This window comes from Paraburkholderia sp. BL18I3N2 (genome assembly GCF_003001875.1).
GTDB lineage: Bacteria > Pseudomonadota > Gammaproteobacteria > Burkholderiales > Burkholderiaceae > Paraburkholderia > Paraburkholderia phytofirmans.
This window is the reverse complement of record NZ_PVNC01000007.1, coordinates 203,525-224,105: the sequence shown is the minus strand read 5'-3', so window position 1 is coordinate 224,105 and position 20,581 is coordinate 203,525. Positions and strand designations below refer to the sequence as shown.

Below are 20,581 nucleotides of genomic sequence, written 5' to 3'. Positions count from 1 at the left end.
TCAGCTTCCCGACTTAGCCGGCCGGGCTGCGGCATTAGTGCTCGCCGACGTATTTGCGGGTATTGATGCAGCGCGCGACTTCGCCGCCGTGTTCGCGGGTGTGGATCCAGCGCTCAGCTTCGCCGCCGTGTTCGCCGACATCGGTCCAGCGCTCGACTTGGCCGCCCCGTTCGCCGGCATCGAAGCAGCGCTGAAACCCGCAGCCGTGTTCGCAGGCAAAACGCCAACGGTCGAACCCGCCGCTTTCCCCTTCCCATGCGCCGGCAGCGTCTCATTCGCCTGCGGACCATTAGCCGGGTCGTCGAGTCCACCGCCCAACGCGGTGACCAGCGACGCATGCGCACCCAGCCGCTCGGCCTGAATCTTCGCGACGCCTTCCTGCGCGCGCAGCAACTGATTCTGCGCAATCAGCACGTTGAGGTAGTCAGTCAGGCCGCGCCGATATCCTTCGCGCGACAGATCGTAGTTCTTGCGGGCCGCCGCAACCGAACGGTCGGCATCGTCGGCCTGAGTGGCGAGCGAGCGGATCCGGATCACCTGATCGGATATGTCCTTGAGCGCGCCGACAATCGACTGGTTATATCTCTCGACGGCTTCGTCATAGCCCGCCGACGCCGCGCCGAGTTGCGAACGCAACCGTCCGCCATCGAGGATCGGCAGCGACAGCGCCGGCCCCGCGCTCCAGCTATGCGATGGATTCTTCAGGAACTGGAACAGCGGCCCCATTGCCGCATAACCGCCGATCGACGCCAGCAGGTTGATGTCCGGATAGAAATCGGCCTTGGCGACGTCGATGCCGCGCGCTTGCGCCGCGACGGTCCAGCGCGCCGCGACCACGTCCGGCCGATGGCCGATCAGGTCCGCGGGCAAGGCGCTCGGCAATCCGGCAGGCCCCATCTCGAGCGACAGGCTCGGACGCTGGATCGAATCGCCCGCGCCCGGACCTTTGCCGGCCAGCGCGGCCAGCTGATTGCGGCCGAGCGCGATCTTCTCTTCGATTTCGTCGATCTGGCGTTCGTATTCGGGCAGCGGCGTTTCGGCCTGGCTCACTTCGAGCTGCGTGCCGATGCCGCCTTTCAGACGCCGGTTGGCCAGATCCGCGATCTGCTGCTGTTGCTGCAAGGTGGCCTTGGCGATATCGAGCAGCGCGTAGTTCAGCGACATCTCGATGTACGTGCGCACCACGTTGCCTTCCAGTTCGAGCTGGGCGGCGCGCGCATCGGCCGAACTCGCGTGCGCGGCGTCGAGCGCGCGCTCGGCGGCATTCTTGTCCTTGCCCCAGATGTCGAGGTGATACGACAGGCCGAGCGTGCCGGTGTTGTTCCACGACTGCTCGCCGGCCAGCGGTCCAGGGCCGTAATAAAGATTGTCGGCCCACTTCTGGCGCTGGATCGACAGACTGCCGTTGACTTGCGGCGACAACGCCGAGCGGGCGACACCGGCCATCGACATGGCTTCGCGCACGCGCGCCTGGGCGGCGGCGAGGCTCGGGTTGCCCGCTTGCGCGTCTTCGATCCACTGGTTCAGTTGCGGATCGTTATAGGCGCGCCACCAGTCGACCGCGGGCCATTGGGCGTCCGCGTTGGCGGCGCGGATCGCGTTGCCCGCGTCGAGCGAAGCGGGCTCGATTCCGCTAGCCTGCGGTGCGACGCTTCCGGTATTTGCACAGCCGGCGATTGTTAATAGGATCGTAAGAACCGCGGCTGCGGCGATCCCTTTCTGTACCGGAGACTGCACGATTTCCTCCAAAATTGGCTATAGAAGCATGTGCGTCATTATATTTTTCGATTGATTGGGGAATAACCGGTAAAGATGCAAGGCATTCTTACGCGATATGAGACAATCGCCTTTGCGAATCGTGTAACAATCGCTTCCGATTACTAGGGATAGTTATGGATACGCTTCAAAACATGCGCGTATTTGTCCGTGTCGTCGAAGCGGGCAGCTTCACGGGTGCCGCGCAGCATCTGAATACGACCACGGCCTACGCGTCGCGCGCGGTGTCCGATCTGGAAGCGCATCTGCGCACGCGCCTGTTGAACCGCACCACGCGGCGCATCGCGTTGACCGAAGCCGGCGAGCGCTATCTGCAGCGCTGCGAGCAGATTCTCGCGTACGTCGATCAGGCGGAGGCCGAGGCGAGCGACGCCCACGCCCGCCCGTCCGGCAAGCTGAAGGTCCACGCCATGACCAGTTTTGGCCAGCACTACGTGGTGCCGGCCGTCGGCCGCTATCAGGAGCGTTACCCGGACGTGCAAATCGAACTGACGCTCGCGCAGCGCATGCCCGATCTGCTCGATGAAGGCTTCGACGTGTCGCTCACGCTCGCCACCGGTCTGCCGGATTCGGGGCTGGTGTCGCAGCGGCTCGGCAGCGCGTTCAGCATTGCTTGCGCGTCGCCGGCCTATCTGGAACGGCACGGCGTGCCGCAAACGCCGGCGGACCTTGCGCGCCACACGTGTCTGCAAATGGTCACGCCCGTCTTCCCGAGCGAAAAATGGATTTTCGACGGCCCGAACGGCGAGGAAACCATTGCTCTGGGCGCGACCACCTTCCAGGTGAACGTCGCCGAAGCCATGGCGGTGGCGGTGTCGAGCGGCATGGGCATCGGGCTGATTCCGATCTACTCGGCGATCAGCGGTTTGCGAAAGGGCGAACTCGTTTGGCTGCTGCCGGAATACACGTCGCAGGCAATGAATCTGTACGCGTTGTACCCGTCCCGGCAGTATCTGGATGCCAAGATCCGCACGTGGGTCGAGTTCCTGCGCGACGAATTGCCCGCCACGCTAGCCGCGGATCAGGCGGAACTGCGCGAGTTCGCGCGCACTTGATACCGCGCCGCGCGGGCGTTCCGGCGATGATCGGCGGTCTGCCGGGAAATGGCGCGAGCGCCTGTTACATGGCTGCCGCGTCGCAACATTTCCTTACTTCTGCCGCGCGGTCGATTTGCTAACGTGTCGCTTATGCGCTGCGGTCTTGCACCGGACGCGCTGAGTTCGCCGCCGTTCGGCAAATCGCAACAAAATCGCAACGACAGAAGGACGAGGGATTCATGGATACGCATCTGATGATCGGCGTGGCCGTCATGTTTGGCTTGATCGCGATTGCCGCGTCGCGCGATTTGCTGCGCCGGTTGCGCGATCAGCAGCCGCAACTGGTGCCGGTCAAGGTCGAGCGCCCGGATTTGCAGGGGCAGCGGCGCGATCGTTAAGGTTTGTCGTGGCGCCTCGCTAGGAGGCAGCCGGTTTGTTTGTCCTTGGGCTGACGGGTTGATGCGGGTTCGCGTCCGGCGCTGACGTTCCATGTGCGGCGATTGGGCGCTTCCGCCTTGGGGCGTCGCGGTTTGCCCTCCTGCCGCGCTCATATCCGGCGCTCAAATTCAGATTCAGTTCACTGGTGCGATCAGACCCGGCTCGTCGGTGAGCGTGCGGTCCACTTCGTGGCTCACTCTGTGCCAACGAAAGCGCGCGGCGGCGATGCCGGCGGTGCGCGTCAACTGCTCGAGTTCATCGAGCGGTAATTCAGGGTCCAGCCAGCGGCGCGCCGCGTCCGGCGCGAACGCCAGCGGACGGCGGTCGTGCACGTCGACGAGACCCGCGTCGGCGATGGCCGTCACGATTACCATCCCCATGCCTTCCGTTTGCGGTTCAGTGCCGCGCACGCTCGAAAGCGCCGCGAGATACATGGGCGCGTCGCTCTTCAGATGCACGAAGTAGGGTTGGCGGCCTGATGGCTCGTCCAGCCGGTCTTTACTGTCCGCGATGTTGGCCAGGGGCGCGGTTTCCATGCGCCACTCGAACCAGCCGTCTGCCGGCACCAATACCCTTCCGGTTTTCCACAAGTCCTTGAAGTAGCGCCCGTTCGGCGCGGCGTCGGCGCGCGCGTTGATCGTCTGCGGCAGATGCTGTTCGCGTGCCCAGTCAGGGCAATAACCCCAGTGGATCGCGTGCACCGTTTGATCCGGGTAGATGGCGAGCGGGTGAGTGCCGGGCGCGAGGTTGTAGCCGGGGCGGCGGTCGGCGGCATCGAAGAGCATGAGCGGGTCGGCGAGGCCGAGGTGCTCGGCGTAGAAATGCGGATCGCGGTACTGGCTGATTCGACCACACATGAGCGACCTCCGGGGACGACCGGCGTGGGTTTCGATAGCCGCGGCTGGATAACCGCGATTCGACAACCTCGATAGCGTAGTGCGTGCTGTGCGGGCGCGCTATTCAGATCGGCCCCAAGCCACCTCAAGCGACTTCAAGCCACCGCTATATCTCTACGACCTTATCCCACGCAAAAAGCGGATTCTCTAACCGGCCAGTGCGCCGGTCGAGATAGCCGCGCGGATTGCAGACCACACGCGTGCCGTTCACGCTGTAATCGAACGGCGTATGCGTATGCCCATGAATCCACAACGCGACAGGCGGGCCGACCAGGTCCGGCAAATGATTGACGAAGCCCGCCGACACGAGGTCTTCCGCATAGCGCTCGGCCAGACTCAGCCGATGCGGCGCATGATGCGTGACGACGATCGTCTTGCCGCCAAACGGCCTGGCGAGTTCGCTTTCGAGCCAGGCGCGCGCTCGCCGGTGCAGTGCGAGCGAGTCGTCGGGCGTGAAGTCGCGCGTTGCGTCGTGGGTGTCGTGCGGCCAGTTCGTCTGGATCAGTCCGCGGAAATCGAGCATCACCTTGCGCGACGCCTCGATCGAGTCGGCGAGCACGTCCGGGTCGTTTCCGTACAACGCGAAGTCAGTCCACAGGGTCGTGCCGAGCACGCGCCACCGGCCTTGCGGGTCGACCAGCGCGGCGTTGTTCAGCACGTGCACGTTCTCGACCTGCGCGGCCGCGTCGTAGAGCGCTGCGTCGAGCGCGCTGAACTCGCCGTCGTAGTATTCGTGATTGCCGGGCACGTAGACCACCGGCACGGCGCCGTCGAAAGTCTGCGCGGCCCAGCGCGGTCCGGCCGCGTGATTGTGGATGTCGCCGGCCAGCACGATCAGATCTGCCTGCGCATGCGGGATCAACTCGGGCTCGTCGTTCTCCAGATGCAGGTCGGACAGCACTCGAATCTTCACGACCACGACTCCTTGAAATGGCCTCCGCGGGGGAACGCGAAGCTTCAGACGCTAGCGTAGCACCTTGCCCGGATTCATCAGGTTCAGCGGATCGAGCGCACGCTTGACGGCACGCATCAACTGCACTTCGACGTCCTGCTTGTAGTGCATCGCCTCGTCGATCTTCAACTGGCCGAGCCCGTGTTCCGCGCTGATGCTGCCACGATGCCGGTGCACGCTGTCGTAGACGATCTGGTTGATCGGGCTCTGGTATTGCGTGAGGAACGCTTTCGCATCGACGCCCTCGGGCGCCTGCACGTTGTAGTGCAGATTGCCGTCGCCGAGATGGCCGAACGTCACCATGCGCGCGCCGGGCACGGCCTGCGCGATCGCCGCGTCGGTTTCCTCGATGAAGTGGCCGACACGCGAGATCGGCACCGCGATATCGTGCTTGATGTTCAGGCCTTCCTCGGCCTGGGCGAGCGGAATGTGTTCACGCAGATTCCAGAACGCCCGCGACTGGCTGAGATTTTCCGCCACCACCGCGTCTTGCACCAGGCCGCTTTCGAGCGCCGTTTCCATTAGGCGCTCGAACAGTTCGCGTGCGTGCTCCTCGCTTTCGCTGTCCGACAGTTCGAGCAGCACGACCTGCGCGTGCGGCTCGGCGAACGGATAGCGCATCTGCTCGAAATGCCGGCCGACCAACCGCAGGCAGAAATCGGACATCAATTCGAAACCGGTCAACAGCGGCCCGGCGACACGCTGCGTGAGCGACAAAAAGTCGAGCGCGGCATGCGGCGACGCGAGCGCGGCGAGCGCCGTGACGCGCGCGGCCGGTTGCGGATGGAGCTTGAGCACGGCGGCGGTAATGATGCCGAGCGTGCCTTCCGCGCCGATGAACAGGTCGCGCAGATCGTAGCCGGTGTTGTCCTTGCGCAGTCCGCGCAGGCCGTCCCACAGTTCGCCCTGCGGCGTGACGACCTCCAGCCCGAGACACAGCTCGCGCGCGTTGCCGTAGCGGAGCACGCCGGTGCCGCCCGCATTGGTGGCGAGATTGCCGCCTATCGTGCAGCTGCCTTCGGCGGCGAGGCTCAAGGGGAAGAGGCGGCCGGCCTCGTCGGCGTGCTTCTGCACCTCGGCGAGAATCACGCCGGCTTCGACCGTGATCGTATTGTTGTGCGGATCGATGTCGCGCACCCGGTTCAGACGCCGCAAGCTGATGACTGCCTGCGCGCCGCTTGCGTCCGGCGTGGCGCCGCCGGCGAGGCCCGTGTTGCCGCCTTGCGGAACCAGCGCGATGCGATGTTCGACGGCAAGCTTCACGAGTGCGGCGACTTCGTCAGGCGTGGCCGGGCAGAGCACCGCGCACGCCTCGCCGGTGTAGCGGCGGCGCCAGTCGGTCAGGTACAGGGCGGTGTCGTGCGGATCGGTCAGCACCTGCGCGGCGCCGATGGCGTCGCGGCAGGCGGCGAGGAAAGCGGTTTGGGTCATGTTGGTCGGTCAGCGTATTCGGGCGGAAATGTCGGGTGAGGCGGAGCGTTTTTGTCAGCGAGACGAATTGGCGTGGTCGGCGGGCTCGCTTCCGGCGTGATTCGCGGGCCGGGCTGAAGCCTGAATGGCAGCCTGCTTTGCCGCTCGTTTCGCCGCGCGTTTGAACGGCCCGACGTAGGCCAGCGTGCAGACGAAGAAGACCACGGAGAGCGCGGCTTCCAGCCAGCCGAGCCCTGCGCTCAGCCCGCGCTCGCTCCAGCCACGCACAATGCCCTCGGCAAAATACAGCAGGATCAGCATCGACGCCCATTGCAGCGTATATAGCCGTTGCCGCCAGACGCCGGGCAGGGCGAGCAGCAATGGTACAGCCTTGAGCACGAGCGCGGAACCGCCGGGACGCAGCGGCGCCAGCCACCATTCCCACACGATGGACAGGACGATCAGCGCAACCAGAGCAGTGGTGGCGCCGAGCGCGGCGGCGCGATTTCGTGGCACGGGCGCAGCGGCGGTGGTCATGGGGCCTGCGTTGCGGTGTCGGCGTTCGACGCGGCGGCCGGGTGCGCGTGCGGCTCGTTCACGGCCTTTCACTCATGGATGCCGCCGTGCGTGCAACGCGTGCGCCGAGCGCGATGGCGAGCGTCTTCTCGTCGGCGGAGATGCCGTGTTCGGCGCTGCCCGCGCGCGCGAAATGCGACGCGCCATACGGGGTGCCACCGGTTTGCGTGGTGCTCAGTGCGCTTTCCGTGTACGGAATGCCGACGATCAGCATGCCGTGATGCAGAAGCGGCAGCATCATGGAAAGCAGTGTGGACTCCTGGCCGCCGTGCAGACTTCCTGTGGACGTGAACACGCATGCGGGTTTGCCGGCGAGCGCGCCGGACAGCCACTGCGGCGTGGTGCCGTCGAGAAAGTATTTGAGCGACGCGGCCATGTTGCCGAAGCGGGTAGGCGAACCGAGCGCGAGACCGGCGCAATCTTCGAGGTCGCGCAGTTCGACGTAGGGCGGGCCCTCGGCGGGAATATCGGGCTGGGTCGCTTCGCAGACGGTGGAGACCGCCGGCACGGTACGCACGCGCGCCTGCATGCCGGGAACGCTGTCGACGCCGTGCGCGATCGCCAGCGCGAGCTCGCGCGTGGCGCCGTGACGGCTGTAATAGAGCACGAGAATGTCTTTCATAGGCCTCATCGGTGAACGGGTATTATAGGGGCTGGGTCCGCTCCACAGGCCGCCCATAGCCATTCGGCCAGGTCTCGCGCGGTCCTGTCATACCGGTGCATGCAGCAAGGAGGTGGGTTTGTTGTCCAGGGTGCGTTTCGATCTCGACACGCTCAAACGGCTCGCGCAATTTGCCGCGCAGCGCAGCAGCGAAGACCGCATTCCGCAGGTGGCCGGCAGCCTCACGTTCACCACCATGCTTTCGCTCGTGCCGCTCGCGACGGTCGCGTTCGCGTTGTTCACCGCGTTTCCGATCTTTGCTTCGTTCCAGATGTCGCTGCAGATTTTTCTTGCCGACCATCTGATGCCCGCGCAGCTCAACAGTCAGATTTTTAACTATCTGAATCAGTTTGCGTCGAAGGCGAAGGGCCTCACGACTATCGGCATGATCTTTCTGTTCGTCACCGCCGTGATGACCATGATGACGGTCGAATCCGCCTTCAATGTGATCTGGCGCGTGCGCAAAGCGCGGCCGATCGCGCAGCGCATTCTGGTGTATTGGGCAATCATCACGCTGGGCCCGATTCTGATCGGCGTCAGTTTGTCGATATCGTCGTATCTGTTCACGCAGTCCATGACCTTCACGGCGGCGCAGCGCATGACGCCCGTCATCGAGTGGGCGCTCACCGGCGCCGCGCTGCCGCTCACCGCGGTCGCCTTCACGATTCTCTACGTCTACCTGCCGAATTGCCGCGTGGAATGGCGCGACGCGGTGATTGGCGGCGTGACCGCGGCGATCGCCTTCGAACTGGCGAAGCGCGGCTTCGGCTATTACGTGCGGCGCATTCCGACCTACACCGCGGTGTACGGCGCATTCGCGGCGGTGCCGCTATTTCTGGTGTGGATGTACCTGTGCTGGTTCATCACGCTCGCGGGCGCGATGATCGCGTCCGCGTTGCCGGCCATTCGCATCGGCCAGTTTCACCGGCCCACCTTTGAAGGCAGCAATCTGTTCGACTCGCTCGAACTGCTCGCACGGCTCTCGGAAGCGCGTGAAGCAGGCAAGCGCGGCTACACCGTACCCGAACTTTCGCGGATGCTTCGGCGCGATATGGACACCACGATCAACCTGCTGCAAAAGCTCGAGGAGATCGAGTGGATCGCGCGCTTGCAGGAGGACGGCATGCGTCCGCATTTCCTGCTGCTGGCGAATCCGGCGCAAATCACAGTGGAGCGCCTGTTCGAACTGTTCGTGATCGACTGCGCGGAACTCGAGTATCAGCTCCAACTGGCGTCCACCCGCGTGGATGGCCAGATGCTGCTGGCGGCGCTGGAAAACGACAAGCTGAAAGTCACACTTGCCGCGTTGCTGGCGGCGCGCGCGGCCGCACGGGCGGCGCGTGCCGAGCAGAGCGAACCCGGCACGCCTTCCATGCCGCATCAGGCGGCTTGAGTCGCGCGGAGTGCTTACTGGCCGGCGCTGAAACTAGCGCCTCGCTATAGCGAAATCTTGCCGACGCAGATGTCCTTGAACATCACCCAGTCGCCCATCAGGCTGTAAAGCGGATGCCGGAAGGTAGCGGGCCGGTTCTTCTCGAAGAAGAAATGTCCGACCCAGGCAAAGCCGTATCCGCAGATCACGGCAGCGGGGAGCCATAGCCAGTCGCCGGTGGCGAGCGCCATGGCGAGACAGCCGATCACGCCGAGCGATCCGACGAAATGCAGCCGCCGCGAGACCGTGTTGCGATGCTCGCTCAGGTAGTACGGATAGAACTCCGCGAAACTCGCGAAGTGATCGGTGTGCGCGGTTTGAGCCATCACGGCCTCCGGATTGCGACGCTTCCCGATGCTTCGGTGTGCGCCAACATGCCAGGCACGCGCGCTCGAAACAGGACAGGCTTGATCCATTGTGCGGCTATCGGGCGACGCGCGCAACCTGGCCATTCGGCCGATGGCGCGCCGCTCTTCACGCCATTATCGTGACGGCTCGTGACGTTTATCGGGCCTCGCGAGGCGCTCTGGAAGCGAAGCTGAAGAGGGCGTCGAGCGTGGCGTCGGGCTGCTCGGACATGAGCGCGTGCCCGGCTTCGAGTGTGACCGTGTCGACCGGTACACCGGCTTGCGCCAAGGCGCCGGCAAGCGCTTTGGCGGCGCGCGGCGACGTCATCGCATCGCGTCGGCCGACGATCAGGCGTGCGGCGCAGCGCACCTGCGCGGCGCGGGCGAGGCCGTCCGCGTAGCTGTTGCAGGCGGCGAAGTCGGTGTGGAACAGGTTCGGCTCGCCGTTTGCCGAGACGCGTTCCATCAAGCGCTGGTTCATGCCGTGCAGCCAGAAGCCGGGGCCGGGGCAGGAGGGCTTGGCCGCGAAGGTCGAATGCGACCACTGATTGACCATGCCGATCGCTTCGGGCTCGCGGTGCAAGGCGGCGTCGAGCAGCGCGTCGGAGACGGCCATTGGAATCGCCGTGGCGAGCAGGGCGAGATGCGTTGCCCGCTCCGGATAGCGGCCGGCGAAATCGAGCGCGATCAGCGAGCCCATGCTGTGGCCGGCCACGAAGGCGCGTTGCACGCCGGCGGCGTCGAGCAGCGCTGCCAGCCAGTCGGCCATGGCCGGCACGGTGGTCAGCGCCGGGCCGCCGCTGCGGCAGTGACCGGGCAGATCCACGGCCAGCACGCTGAAGCCGTGATGCGCGAAGTAGCGGGTTTGCAGCGCCCAGACGCTGTGATCGTGCTCAGCGCCGTGGATGAATACGGCGGTCGGCAGGCTCGCATCGAACGCTTTGCCGCCGGTGTAGGCGTAGGCAGGTTTGCCTTGAACGGTCAGGATCATGCGGACTCCGGGCGAGGTTGGGCGGCCGCGCCGGCGGCGCCACCGTGCGGCGCGCTCGAAGCGCTCGCTTTCTGTGCAGCTTTCAACGCGCGCTTGAGGTCGTCGATCAGATCGTCGGGATCTTCGAGGCCGATCGAGAGGCGGATCGTACCTTCGGCGATGCCGGCCGCGGCGAGCGCGGCGGCGTCCATGCGAAAGTGCGTGGTCGATGCGGGATGGATCACCAGCGAGCGCGCGTCGCCCACGTTCGCGAGATGCGAGAACAGCGAGAGCGTCTCAATGAAACTGCGCCCGGCGGCGCGGTCGCCGCGCAGATTGAAGCTGAACACCGCGCCGGCGCCGCGCGGTAGCAGGCGCTTCGCAAGGGCGTGATCGGGGTGCGTCGGCAACTCCGGATAGGCAACGGATTCGACTGCCGCGTGACCGGCGAGGAATTCGACCACGCGGCGTGTGTTGGCGACGTGCCGTTCCATCCGCAGAGGCAGCGTTTCGACGCCTTGCAGCAGTTGCCACGCGGCCTGCGGATGCAGGCAGGCGCCGAAGTCGCGCAGGCCTTCGCGGCGTGCTCGCAGAAGGAACGGTGCGACGGTGCTTTCCTCGCTGAACACCATGCCGTGAAAGCCGTCGTAAGGCTCGGTGAATTCGGAGAAGCGCCCGGAGGCTTCGAAATCGAACGTGCCGCCGTCCACCAGCACGCCGCCGATCGTCGTTCCGTGGCCACCGAGGAATTTGGTGGCCGAGTGATAGACGAAGTCCGCGCCGTGTTCGAACGGTTTGAGCAGATAAGGCGTGGTGAAGGTCGAGTCGACCAGCAGCGGCACGTGGTGCTCGTGCGCGATCTGCGCCACGGCGGCGATATCGAGCACGTCGAGGCCCGGGTTGCCGAGCGTTTCGCCGAACAGCAGTCGTGTATTCGGGCGCAGCGCGGCGCGCCACGCGTCGAGGTCGCCGGGCTTGACGAAGGTCGTCTCGATACCGAAGCGCCGCAACGTGTAGTGCAGCAGATTGTGCGAGCCGCCGTACAACGCGCTGGAGGCGACGATATGCGAGCCCGCGCCCATCAGCGTGGCGATGGCAAGGTGTAAGGCCGCCTGGCCGCTTGCCGTGCCGATCGCGCCCGCGCCGTTTTCCAGCGCGGCGACGCGTTCCTCGAACACGGCCACGGTCGGGTTCGAGATGCGTGAATAGACGTGGCCGGCGCGCTCCATATTGAAGAGCGCCGCGGCGTGGTCCGAGTCGCGGAACGAAAACGAGGTAGTCTGGTAAATCGGCGTGGCGCGCGCGCCGGTTGTCGGGTCGGGAGCAGCGCCGGCGTGCAGCGCAAGCGTGTCGAAACGGTTGGCGGACATGCTGGACGGCGAGGCCACGGACGGCCTCGCGAAAGGTGAAAGTGGCGGCCATCCTATCACCGGCATGCGGCGCATCAAGCGCGGTTTTCCCGATGCACGTGCGCGCGCAAGCACGGCTTCGAACCTGCGAACGCCCGCTGCGCCTTGGTGGGCGGGCCGCTTTCCTTTTATGGGTCTTTCCGCTAGGATCGAAAGACATCGATGCATTACCAGCTTAGCGGGCACTACGGGAGACAGATCATGCGAGTCAGCGACATCCTCAAAGTCAAAGGCAACACCCTATTCACGGTCACGCCGGATACCACGCTGCACGACGCAGTCAACGCCATGGCCGAGCACGACATCGGCTCGCTGGTGGTGATGGAATATGGCGACCTCGTCGGCATGCTCACATTCCGCGAAATCATGTTGACGCTGAGCAAGAACGGCGGCAGCGTCGGCACGTCGACGATCCGCAAGGTAATGGACGACCATCCGCTCACCTGCACGCCGGAAACGGACGTCAACGAAGTCCGCCGCATGATGCTCGAACATCACGTGCGTTATCTGCCGGTGCTCGAAAGCCGTACGCTGATGGGCGTGATCTCGTTCTACGACGTCGCCAAGGCGGTGGTCGAAGAGCAGGGCTTCGAAAACCGCATGCTCAAGGCCTATATCCGCGACTGGCCGGAAGAACAGCAGGAACAGCAGCCGGCGCGTTAATGCGCGGCGATTCACTGCGACGCGCTAGCCGTTGCCGTGAGCGCGAAAAGGCAGTCAAGGCGCGCGCGAAAGCGTGCGCTTTTTTTGTGTCCGGCGCTGGGTTCGGCCTCATGTGGAGTCTTGTGTCCGGTTCGGCAGCCGGCTCGACGCCAGGGCCGGTGCTAGTCCGTCTGACGGGTTTGCAGTCTGGCACCGCGCGCCGCCCGGCGACTCGCCCGTACGCGACACCGCGCATCGCACTTTCTTACTTGTCGTTCTTTTAGCCTGCTTCCGGAACTCCATGAGCGATCGTCCGTTACCTGCTGCCCGCCGCGCCGCGCGTCAACACGAGGCGCACGAATCCCAGTTCCGGCTGCTCAGCCAGCGCCGTTTCGCACCGTTTTTCTGGACCCAGTTCCTCGGCGCGATGAACGACAACGTGTTCAAGATCGGCTTCACGTCGCTCGTCACGTACCAAGCGGCGCGCTTTTCCGGAGTCGATCCGAAAACGGCGGCGTTCCTGATCTCGGCTATCTTCATTCTGCCGTTCGTGCTGCTGTCGGCCACCTCCGGTCAGATCGCCGACAAGTACGACAAGGCGATGCTTACGCGCTTCGTCAAGAGCTTCGAAATCGTCGTGATGCTGATCGGCGGCGCGGGTTTCTGGCTGCATAGCGCGCCGCTTTTGTACCTATGCACGTTTCTGATGGGCGTGCATTCCACCGTGTTCGGGCCGGTCAAATACTCCTATTTGCCGCAGCATCTGTCGAAGGCGGAACTGGTCGGCGGCAACGGCATGGTTGAAATGGGCACCTTCGTGGCGATCCTGATCGGCACGATCGTCGGCGGCGTGGGCGCGGGTTTCGCCGAACATGGCGCGGTGGTGCTGGCTTGCGCGTGCGTCGCGATCGCGCTGGTGGGGCGCGTGGTGTCGAGCTTCGTGCCTGTGACGCCGGCGCCGCAGGCCGATCTGCGCATCAACTGGAATCCGGTCAGCGAGACGTGGCGCAACCTCAAACTGGCGCGCGAGAACCGCACCGTGTTTCTGAGCCTGCTTGGGATTTCCTGGCTGTGGTTCGTCGGCGCGATCTTCCTGTCGTCGTTTTTCACCTTCGCGAAGAATGTGCTGTCCGCCGATCCGGACGTCGTGACCGTGCTGCTCGGCACCTTTTCGATCGGCATCGGCCTCGGCTCGCTGATGTGCGAAAAGCTTTCGAAGCGGCGCATCGAAATCGGCCTCGTGCCGCTCGGTTCGATCGGCATAAGCGTATTCGCGATCGATCTGTTTTTCGCGAGCCACGCGTTGCCGCTGCCGGGACATCTGCTGAGCGTCGGCGAGTTCATTGTGCGGCCCGCGCACTGGCGCGTGCTCGCCGATCTGTTCCTGCTCGCCATGTTCGGCGGCCTCTACAGCGTGCCGTTGTATGCGTTGATCCAGAGCCGCAGCCAGCCGAGCCACCGTGCGCGCATCATCGCGGCGAACAATATTCTGAACTCGCTGTTCATGATCGTCTCGTCGCTGATGGCCGTGGCTCTGACCTCGGCGGGTTTCAGCATTCCGGCGATTTTCCTCGTCACCGCGTTGCTCAACATCGTGGTGGCGACCTACATCTACTCGCTGGTGCCGGAGTTTCTGCTGCGCTTCATCGCGTGGGTGCTGGTGCACACGTTCTATCGGATTCGCCTCGTGCATGCCGAGCGGATTCCGGAAGAGGGCGCGGCCGTGCTGGTCTGCAATCACGTGAGTTTCGTCGACGCGATCGTCATCATGGCCGAGAGCCCGCGGCCGATCCGTTTCGTGATGGACCACCAGATCTTCAAATCGCCGTTTGCCGGCTGGGTGTTCCGTCACGCCAAGGCGATTCCGATCGCGCCGGCGCATCAGGACCCCCAGGTGCTGACGCGCGCCTATGAGCGCTGCGCGCAGGCGCTTGCCGAGGGCGATCTGGTCTGCATCTTCCCGGAGGGCAAGCTGACCAGAACCGGCGACATGAATCCGTTCCGTCATGGCGTCACCGAGATCATCCGGCGCACACCGGCGCCAGTCATTCCCATGGCGCTGCGCGGCCTGTGGGGCAGCGTGTTTTCGCGCGCGGGCGACGCGCGCTGGCCGCGGCCGATCCAGAAGGGCGTCATGAGCCGTCTGACGCTGGCGGTAGGCGAGCCGATCGAACCGCAACTGGCGACGCCGGAGAAGTTGCAGCAACTCGTCACCGAGTTGCGCGGGGCGCGTAAGTAGCGCGGCCGCAGCTGCGAAGCCCGCGCGCGGCGTCACGGAAAACGAAAGATGCCCGCGCGGACGCCGGACAGGTGCAAGGTGCTGGAATGCCAGCGCCGCCTGAACGCCGATTGCTCGCGCAAGTAGCGCGCAATATCGGCGCAGAAATTTCTGACTTGCGATGTTTTGCGCGCCGCGCCGAGTGACCTGGGTAGAGGTGGCGATGCGAACAGTCCTACACGGCGCAGCGAACGTCCCGACAAGCCAGGTGATCCGGCGGGAAGCGCCTGCCGATGCACCCCTTGGCCGATGGGCCAACGCGACTGCGCGGCGCGGTCCAGCCGCCACGGGGCTGGCATAATAGCGTCTTCCCCGCATTTCTTTGGACGACGCCCATGTCCGGCAACACGCTCGGTACGCTTTTCACTGTCACGACCTTCGGCGAATCGCATGGCCCCGCTATCGGCTGTGTGATCGACGGCTGCCCGCCGGGCATGGCGCTTAACGAAGCCGACATCCAGTTCGAACTCGACCGGCGCAAGCCCGGCACGTCGCGCCACGTCACGCAGCGTCAGGAAGAAGACAAGGTCGAGATTCTGTCGGGCGTGTTCGAAGGCCAGACCACCGGCGCGCCGATCGCGCTCTTGATCCGCAACACGGACCAGCGCAGCAAGGACTACGGCAACATTGCCGACACGTTCCGCCCCGGTCACGCCGACTACACCTATTGGCAGAAATACGGCATCCGCGACTATCGCGGCGGCGGCCGTTCGTCGGCTCGTCTCACGGCACCGACGGTAGCCGCGGGCGCGGTTGCCAAGAAGTGGCTGCGCGAGAAGTTCGGCACCGAAATTCGCGGCTATATGGCCGCGCTTGGCGAGATCGACGTGCCGTTCGTCGATTGGGCACACGTGCGCGAGAACCCGTTCTTCGCGCCCAACGCGCAGATCGTGCCGCAACTGGAAGCGTACATGGACGCGCTGCGCAAGGACGGCGACTCGATCGGCGCGCGCATCAACGTCGTGGCGTCCGGCGTGCCGGTCGGCCTCGGCGAGCCGCTGTTCGACCGCCTCGACGCGGACATTGCGCACGCCATGATGGGCATCAACGCGGTGAAGGGTGTCGAGATCGGCGCGGGCTTTGCCAGCGTCGCGCAACGCGGCTCGGTGCATGGCGACGAATTGACGCCTGAGGGCTTCGTCGGCAATCACGCGGGCGGTGTGCTCGGCGGTATTTCGACTGGACAGGACGTGACGGTATCCATCGCGATCAAGCCGACGTCGAGCATTCGCACGCCGCGCCGCTCGATCGATAAGGCGGGGCAACCAGTCGTCGTCGAAACGTTCGGACGGCATGATCCGTGCGTTGGCATTCGCGCCACGCCGATCGCTGAATCCATGCTCGCGCTGGTGCTGATCGACCATGCGCTGCGTCATCGCGCGCAATGCGGCGACGTGGCCGTCAGCACGCCGAAGATCGCGGCGAGCGCGCCTTAACGGGCCTGCTTCAAGCGCCTCTGTAGCCGTTCTGCGTGGGCAGTGCTGTCTCCATGACCGATCTCAATTCCGGGCCGTCCGCGAGCGCCCTCGCGGGCCTGCGTGCGCGCGCCGCCGCACCCGATGCCGCCGCCGGCGACTGCCTGACGTTCGGTCAGGCGCTGCTGCAACACCCCGGCCGCGACAAGGCGAGCCAGCGCGAGGCACTTGCTGCGCTGGTGCGCGCCTATCAACTCGATCCTTCCTGCGATCCCTCACTGCTGCATACCATTGCGCAAACGGCGTTCGTATTGCGCGACTGGGCGCTGGTCGACTCGGCCACCGGCCTGCTGCTCGCGCGCCATGCCGAAGACGCCAACGCGCTGATCTGGCGCGCGGCCGTCCAGCAGCGCGATGACTTTGCCGCGGCCGAGGCGCTATTGCGCGAAGCCGTGCGCGTCGTGCCGGGCAACCCGGTGGCGCTTCACAAGCTGGCGTTGTGCATCAAGGAGCAGGCGCGCTTCGCCGAGGCCGAGGGTTTGCTGCGGCAAGTGCTGACGCTTTCGCCGGACAATGCCCACGCGCTGTTCGATCTGTCTGAACTCGAGATTCGCAGTGGGCGTCTTGCCGAAGGCTGGGCGCATTACGAGTCGCGTATCGCGTTTGCCGCGGGCGAACTGAATAATGCGCAGCAAGCCCTCGCGGCGATCAGCGCGCATTGGCAGGGCGAATCGCTTGCCGGCAAAACGCTCGTGGTGTACGGCGAGCAAGGCAATGGCGATTGCCTCTGGGCGGTGCGGTTTTTGCCGCTGCTCGCCGAGCGGGCGCGGCGCGAGGGCGGCCGGGTGATTTTCGGCCACGACGGACCTTTGCGGCATCTATTCGAACGAATGCTGCCCGCCGATTTGCCGCTCGAAACGAGTCTCGAGACACAGCCGGATTTTCATTGCGGGCTGATGAGCCTGCCGCTGCGGCTCGGTATTGTCGACGCAACGGGGTGGGGCGCGCCGTACTTGAGCGCTGATGCCGCGCTTGAGCGGATATGGCGTGAGCGAGTCGAAGCGCACACGGCCGGCAAGCGGAGTAATCGCAAGGTCGGTCTGGTGTGGAACGGCAATCCGGACCATATCCGCGACATGCGGCGTTCGGTGCCGGTCGAGCAAATCGAACCGCTGTTGGATGTAGCCGGTGTGACCTATTTCGCTGTGTCGCCGGGGCGCGGAGAGACGGTCGCGGCGTGGCGCGCCAAGGGTCTCGACGTCGTCGATCTGACGCATCATTTTCAATCCGGCTTCGACGATGTCGCGGCGTTGCTGGCGAATCTGGATCTGGTAGTCACGATCGATAGCGGGCCCGCGCATCTGGCGGGGGCGCTTGGGGTGCCGACCTGTTTGATGATCGATCACGTCTCCGCCTGGTTCTGGGGCGATGGATCACCGGAGACGGCCTGGTACGATTCGATTGAGCTGGTTCGACAGCCAAGCGTTGGTGACTGGGCGCCGGTGGTGGCGAGGGTGCGGGAGCGGATTGAAGCGGTGGGACGGCGTTGAGTTGCCTGCCTTCGCAGCGCCGGCATTCAGAGGCAGGCGCAGCGAAGGCAGGAAGCATCGATCACATGTTCGGATAGTTCGGACCGCCGCCGCCTTCAGGCGTGACCCATACGATGTTCTGCGTCGGGTCCTTGATATCGCACGTCTTGCAGTGCACGCAGTTCTGCGCGTTGATCACCAGCCGTTCGCTGCCGTCGTCGTTCTTTACGAACTCGTACACGGCCGCCGGGCAATAGCGTGACTCCGGACCGGCATAGGTCTGCCAGTTCACGTTCACCGGCACCGATGGATCTTTCAGCGTCAGGTGAGCGGGCTGATTCTCTTCGTGGTTGGTGTTCGAGATGAACACTGAAGACAGCCGGTCGAACGTGAGCTTGCCGTCCGGCTTCGGATACACGATCGGCTTGCATTGCGACGCGGGCTTGAGCATTTCGTGATCCCAATGCTGGTGATGCAGCGTCCACGGCACATTGCCGCCCAGCAGCTTCTGCTCGATGCCGACCATCAGCGTGCCGAGGTAGAGGCCCTTGCTCATCCACTGCTTGAAGTTGCGCGCACGGTGCAGTTCGGTGTGCAGCCACGACGTCTTGAAGCTTTCCGGATAGGCGGTGAGTTCATCGCTGGTGCGTCCTGCCTGAACGGCTTCAAAAGCCGCTTCAGCAGCCAGCATGCCGGTCTTGATCGCGGCATGCGAGCCCTTGATCCGCGACGCGTTCAGGAAGCCCGCATCGTCGCCCACCAGCGCGCCGCCCGGGAACACCAGCTTCGGCAGCGACATCAAACCGCCCGCCGTGATGGCCCGCGCGCCATACGACACGCGCTTGCCGCCTTCGAGCACGGCGCGAATCGCCGGATGCGTCTTGTAGCGCTGGAATTCCTCGAACGGCGACAGATAAGGATTCGTGTAGCCCAGACCCACGACGAAGCCCACCACCACCTGGTTGTTATCCATGTGATACAGGAACGAGCCGCCGTACGTGTCGTTCTCCAGCGGCCAGCCGGCCGTGTGCATCACCAGACCTGGCTTGTGCTTCGACGGATCGATTTCCCACAGTTCCTTGATGCCTATACCGTAGACCTGCGGATCGGCGCCTTCGCGCAGCTTGAATTTATCGTTCAGTTGACGACCGAGGTGACCGCGCGCGCCTTCGCAGAACAGCGTGTATTTGGCGTGCAGCTCCATGCCGAGCTGGAAGTTTTCGGTCGGCGCACCGTCCTTGCCGATGCCCAGGTTGCCCGTGGCCACACCTTTAACCGAACCGTCGTCGTTGTACAGGATTTCAGCCGCCGGAAAGCCCGGGAAAATCTCCACGCCCAGCGCTTCAGCCTGCTGACCCAGCCAGCGCGTGACATTCGCGAGGCTGATTACGTAATTGCCGTGATTCTTGAAGTTATCTGGCAGCGCCCAGGTCGGCACGCTCTTCGAGCCGGTTTCGGTGAGGAACAGGAACTTGTCTTCGGTCACATCCACCGTCAGCGGCGCGCCTTTTTCCTTCCAGTCGGGAATGAGTTCGGTGATCGCGCGCGGATCCATCACCGCGCCCGACAGGATATGAGCCCCGATCTCCGAGCCTTTTTCCAGTACGCACACGCCAATCTCGACGCTTTTCTCCGCCGCCAGCTGCTTCAGGCGGATCGCCGCGGACAGGCCAGCCGGGCCGCCGCCGACGATCACGACGTCGTATTCCATCGACTCGCGTGGACCGTATTGCTCAATGAGACTTGCGGGGGTCATTGATGCTCCTCTTACCGTTAGAATGCTTTTTTCGGGTTCGTATTGTGGGCGATGCACACCCGCACTGCAACCAGATGAGCAGAGATTAGCACGATCGTTCTATTTTTATGATACGGTATGACCCGTAGCGACGGGCTTACCGCACCCGTCAACCGCAGCCGTAACAACAACCGAACAAGGAACGACAATGGGCCGTTCGATCAATCTGGAAGGCAAAGTCGCGCTGATTACCGGCGCCTCGAGCGGGTTGGGAAAGCGCTTTGCTCAAGTGTTGTCGCAGGCGGGCGCCAAGGTCGTGCTGGCGAGCCGGCGGACCGAGCGTCTGAAGGAGTTGCGCGCCGAGATCGAGGCCTCCGGCGGCGCGGCGCACGTCGTTTCGCTCGACGTGACCGACTACCAGAGCATCAAGTCCGCGGTCGCCCACGCGGAAACCGAGGCCGGCACGATCGACATTCTGGTGAACAACTCCGGCGTGTCGACCACGCAGAAGCTCTCGGAGGTCACGCCCGCCGACTTCGAATACGTGTTCGATACGAACACGCGCGGCGCGTTCTTCGTCGCTCAGGAAGTCGCCAAGCGCATGATCATGCGCGGTAACGGCGCGCAGAAGCCGTCGTACCGCATCATCAATATCGCGTCGATGGCGGGCTTGCGCGTGCTGCCGCAAATCGGCCTGTATTCGATCAGCAAGGCGGCTGTCGTGCATATGACGAAAGCCATGGCGCTCGAGTGGGGCAAGCACGGCATCAACGTAAACGCGATCTGCCCCGGCTACATCGACACTGAGATCAACCACCATCACTGGTCGACGGAGCAAGGGCAGAAGCTCGTGTCGATGCTGCCGCGTCACCGCGTCGGCAAACCGGAGGATCTGGACGGGCTCCTGCTGCTGCTGGCGGCGGACGAATCGCAGTTCATCAACGGCTCGGTGATTGCCGCCGACGACGGTTTCGGGCTCTCCTGAACGCAAGACGGCGCAACCGGCGCTCGCGTTTTCAGGTCGCGAGGGCCCGGATTGGCGTCCGTTCGAAGAAACTGTTTTACGCGCTCCGGCCTT

General features: G+C 64.5%; 18 protein-coding genes. 8 read left to right on the top strand and 10 right to left on the bottom strand.

The window, feature by feature from the left end; all coding sequences use genetic code 11:
- A complete protein-coding gene (locus tag B0G75_RS20815; RefSeq protein WP_106310066.1) occupies positions 1-1,737 on the bottom strand; it encodes an efflux transporter outer membrane subunit in 1,737 nt (578 codons plus the stop codon).
- A gap of 155 nt (positions 1,738-1,892) precedes the next feature.
- On the opposite strand from B0G75_RS20815, the gene B0G75_RS20810 reads away from it, so the two are divergent.
- Both B0G75_RS20810 and B0G75_RS40740 read left to right on the top strand, forming a co-directional pair.
- Entirely contained in the window at positions 1,893-2,831 is a 939-nt protein-coding gene (locus tag B0G75_RS20810) for a LysR family transcriptional regulator (protein WP_106309609.1), read from the top strand.
- A 221-nt stretch (positions 2,832-3,052) separates the two neighbouring features.
- Positions 3,053-3,211, top strand: coding sequence for a hypothetical protein (locus B0G75_RS40740; RefSeq protein ID WP_181309316.1), 159 nt, complete (start codon positions 3,053-3,055; stop codon positions 3,209-3,211).
- A gap of 174 nt (positions 3,212-3,385) precedes the next feature.
- Here the strand turns inward: B0G75_RS40740 and B0G75_RS20805 are convergent, their stop codons facing one another.
- The 5 genes from B0G75_RS20805 to wrbA all read right to left on the bottom strand — a co-directional run bounded on the left by B0G75_RS20805 (position 3,386) and on the right by wrbA (position 7,707).
- On the bottom strand, positions 3,386-4,108 hold the full coding sequence (locus tag B0G75_RS20805; RefSeq protein ID WP_106309606.1) for an SOS response-associated peptidase: 723 nt from the start codon (positions 4,106-4,108) through the stop codon (positions 3,386-3,388).
- A gap of 145 nt (positions 4,109-4,253) precedes the next feature.
- Positions 4,254-5,060, bottom strand: coding sequence for a metallophosphoesterase (locus tag B0G75_RS20800; protein ID WP_106310063.1), 807 nt, complete (start codon positions 5,058-5,060; stop codon positions 4,254-4,256).
- Between the two features lie 51 nt (positions 5,061-5,111).
- Positions 5,112-6,530, bottom strand: coding sequence for an FAD-binding oxidoreductase (locus tag B0G75_RS20795; RefSeq protein WP_106309603.1), 1,419 nt, complete (start codon positions 6,528-6,530; stop codon positions 5,112-5,114).
- A gap of 54 nt (positions 6,531-6,584) precedes the next feature.
- Complete coding sequence (locus B0G75_RS20790; protein WP_106309600.1) at positions 6,585-7,046, bottom strand: DUF2069 domain-containing protein; 462 nt, start codon at positions 7,044-7,046, stop codon at positions 6,585-6,587.
- Positions 7,047-7,104: 58 nt separating this feature from the next.
- A complete protein-coding gene (gene wrbA, locus B0G75_RS20785) occupies positions 7,105-7,707 on the bottom strand; it encodes an NAD(P)H:quinone oxidoreductase (protein ID WP_106309597.1) in 603 nt (200 codons plus the stop codon).
- 118 nt (positions 7,708-7,825) lie between these two features.
- Here wrbA and B0G75_RS20780 point away from each other — a divergent pair, with 118 nt between their 5' ends.
- The gene (locus B0G75_RS20780) at positions 7,826-9,139 is read left to right on the top strand and encodes a YihY family inner membrane protein (RefSeq protein ID WP_181309315.1); all 1,314 of its coding nucleotides are present in this window, start codon (positions 7,826-7,828) and stop codon (positions 9,137-9,139) included.
- Between the two features lie 44 nt (positions 9,140-9,183).
- On the opposite strand, the gene B0G75_RS20775 is transcribed toward B0G75_RS20780, so the two are convergent.
- The 3 genes from B0G75_RS20775 to B0G75_RS20765 all read right to left on the bottom strand — a co-directional run bounded on the left by B0G75_RS20775 (position 9,184) and on the right by B0G75_RS20765 (position 11,865).
- A complete protein-coding gene (locus B0G75_RS20775) occupies positions 9,184-9,504 on the bottom strand; it encodes an Mpo1-like protein (protein WP_012433756.1) in 321 nt (106 codons plus the stop codon).
- 178 nt (positions 9,505-9,682) lie between these two features.
- Entirely contained in the window at positions 9,683-10,516 is an 834-nt protein-coding gene (locus tag B0G75_RS20770) for an alpha/beta fold hydrolase (RefSeq protein WP_106309594.1), read from the bottom strand.
- Positions 10,513-11,865 (bottom strand): O-acetylhomoserine aminocarboxypropyltransferase, encoded by a 1,353-nt coding sequence (locus B0G75_RS20765; protein WP_106309591.1) that lies wholly within the window; start codon positions 11,863-11,865, stop codon positions 10,513-10,515. Before B0G75_RS20765 ends, B0G75_RS20770 begins: the two co-directional genes overlap by 4 nt.
- 240 nt (positions 11,866-12,105) lie before the next feature.
- Between B0G75_RS20765 and B0G75_RS20760 the strand changes: the two genes are divergently transcribed.
- The 4 genes from B0G75_RS20760 (at position 12,106) to B0G75_RS20740 (ending at position 17,789) form a co-directional block, all read left to right on the top strand.
- Positions 12,106-12,567 (top strand): CBS domain-containing protein, encoded by a 462-nt coding sequence (locus tag B0G75_RS20760; protein WP_012433753.1) that lies wholly within the window; start codon positions 12,106-12,108, stop codon positions 12,565-12,567.
- A gap of 280 nt (positions 12,568-12,847) precedes the next feature.
- Positions 12,848-14,785 carry an MFS transporter gene (locus B0G75_RS20750; protein WP_106309585.1) on the top strand — a complete coding sequence of 646 codons (1,938 nt, stop codon included), beginning with the start codon at positions 12,848-12,850 and terminating at the stop codon, positions 14,783-14,785.
- Between the two features lie 374 nt (positions 14,786-15,159).
- Complete coding sequence (aroC, locus tag B0G75_RS20745; RefSeq protein WP_106309582.1) at positions 15,160-16,260, top strand: chorismate synthase; 1,101 nt, start codon at positions 15,160-15,162, stop codon at positions 16,258-16,260.
- A 53-nt stretch (positions 16,261-16,313) separates the two neighbouring features.
- Entirely contained in the window at positions 16,314-17,789 is a 1,476-nt protein-coding gene (locus tag B0G75_RS20740; protein ID WP_106309579.1) for a tetratricopeptide repeat protein, read from the top strand.
- A 61-nt stretch (positions 17,790-17,850) separates the two neighbouring features.
- On the opposite strand, the gene B0G75_RS20735 is transcribed toward B0G75_RS20740, so the two are convergent.
- On the bottom strand, positions 17,851-19,524 hold the full coding sequence (locus tag B0G75_RS20735; RefSeq protein WP_106309575.1) for an electron transfer flavoprotein-ubiquinone oxidoreductase: 1,674 nt from the start codon (positions 19,522-19,524) through the stop codon (positions 17,851-17,853).
- Between the two features lie 187 nt (positions 19,525-19,711).
- Here B0G75_RS20735 and B0G75_RS20730 point away from each other — a divergent pair, with 187 nt between their 5' ends.
- Positions 19,712-20,488 (top strand): SDR family oxidoreductase, encoded by a 777-nt coding sequence (locus B0G75_RS20730; RefSeq protein ID WP_012433748.1) that lies wholly within the window; start codon positions 19,712-19,714, stop codon positions 20,486-20,488.
- Positions 20,489-20,581: the final 93 nt, after the last annotated feature.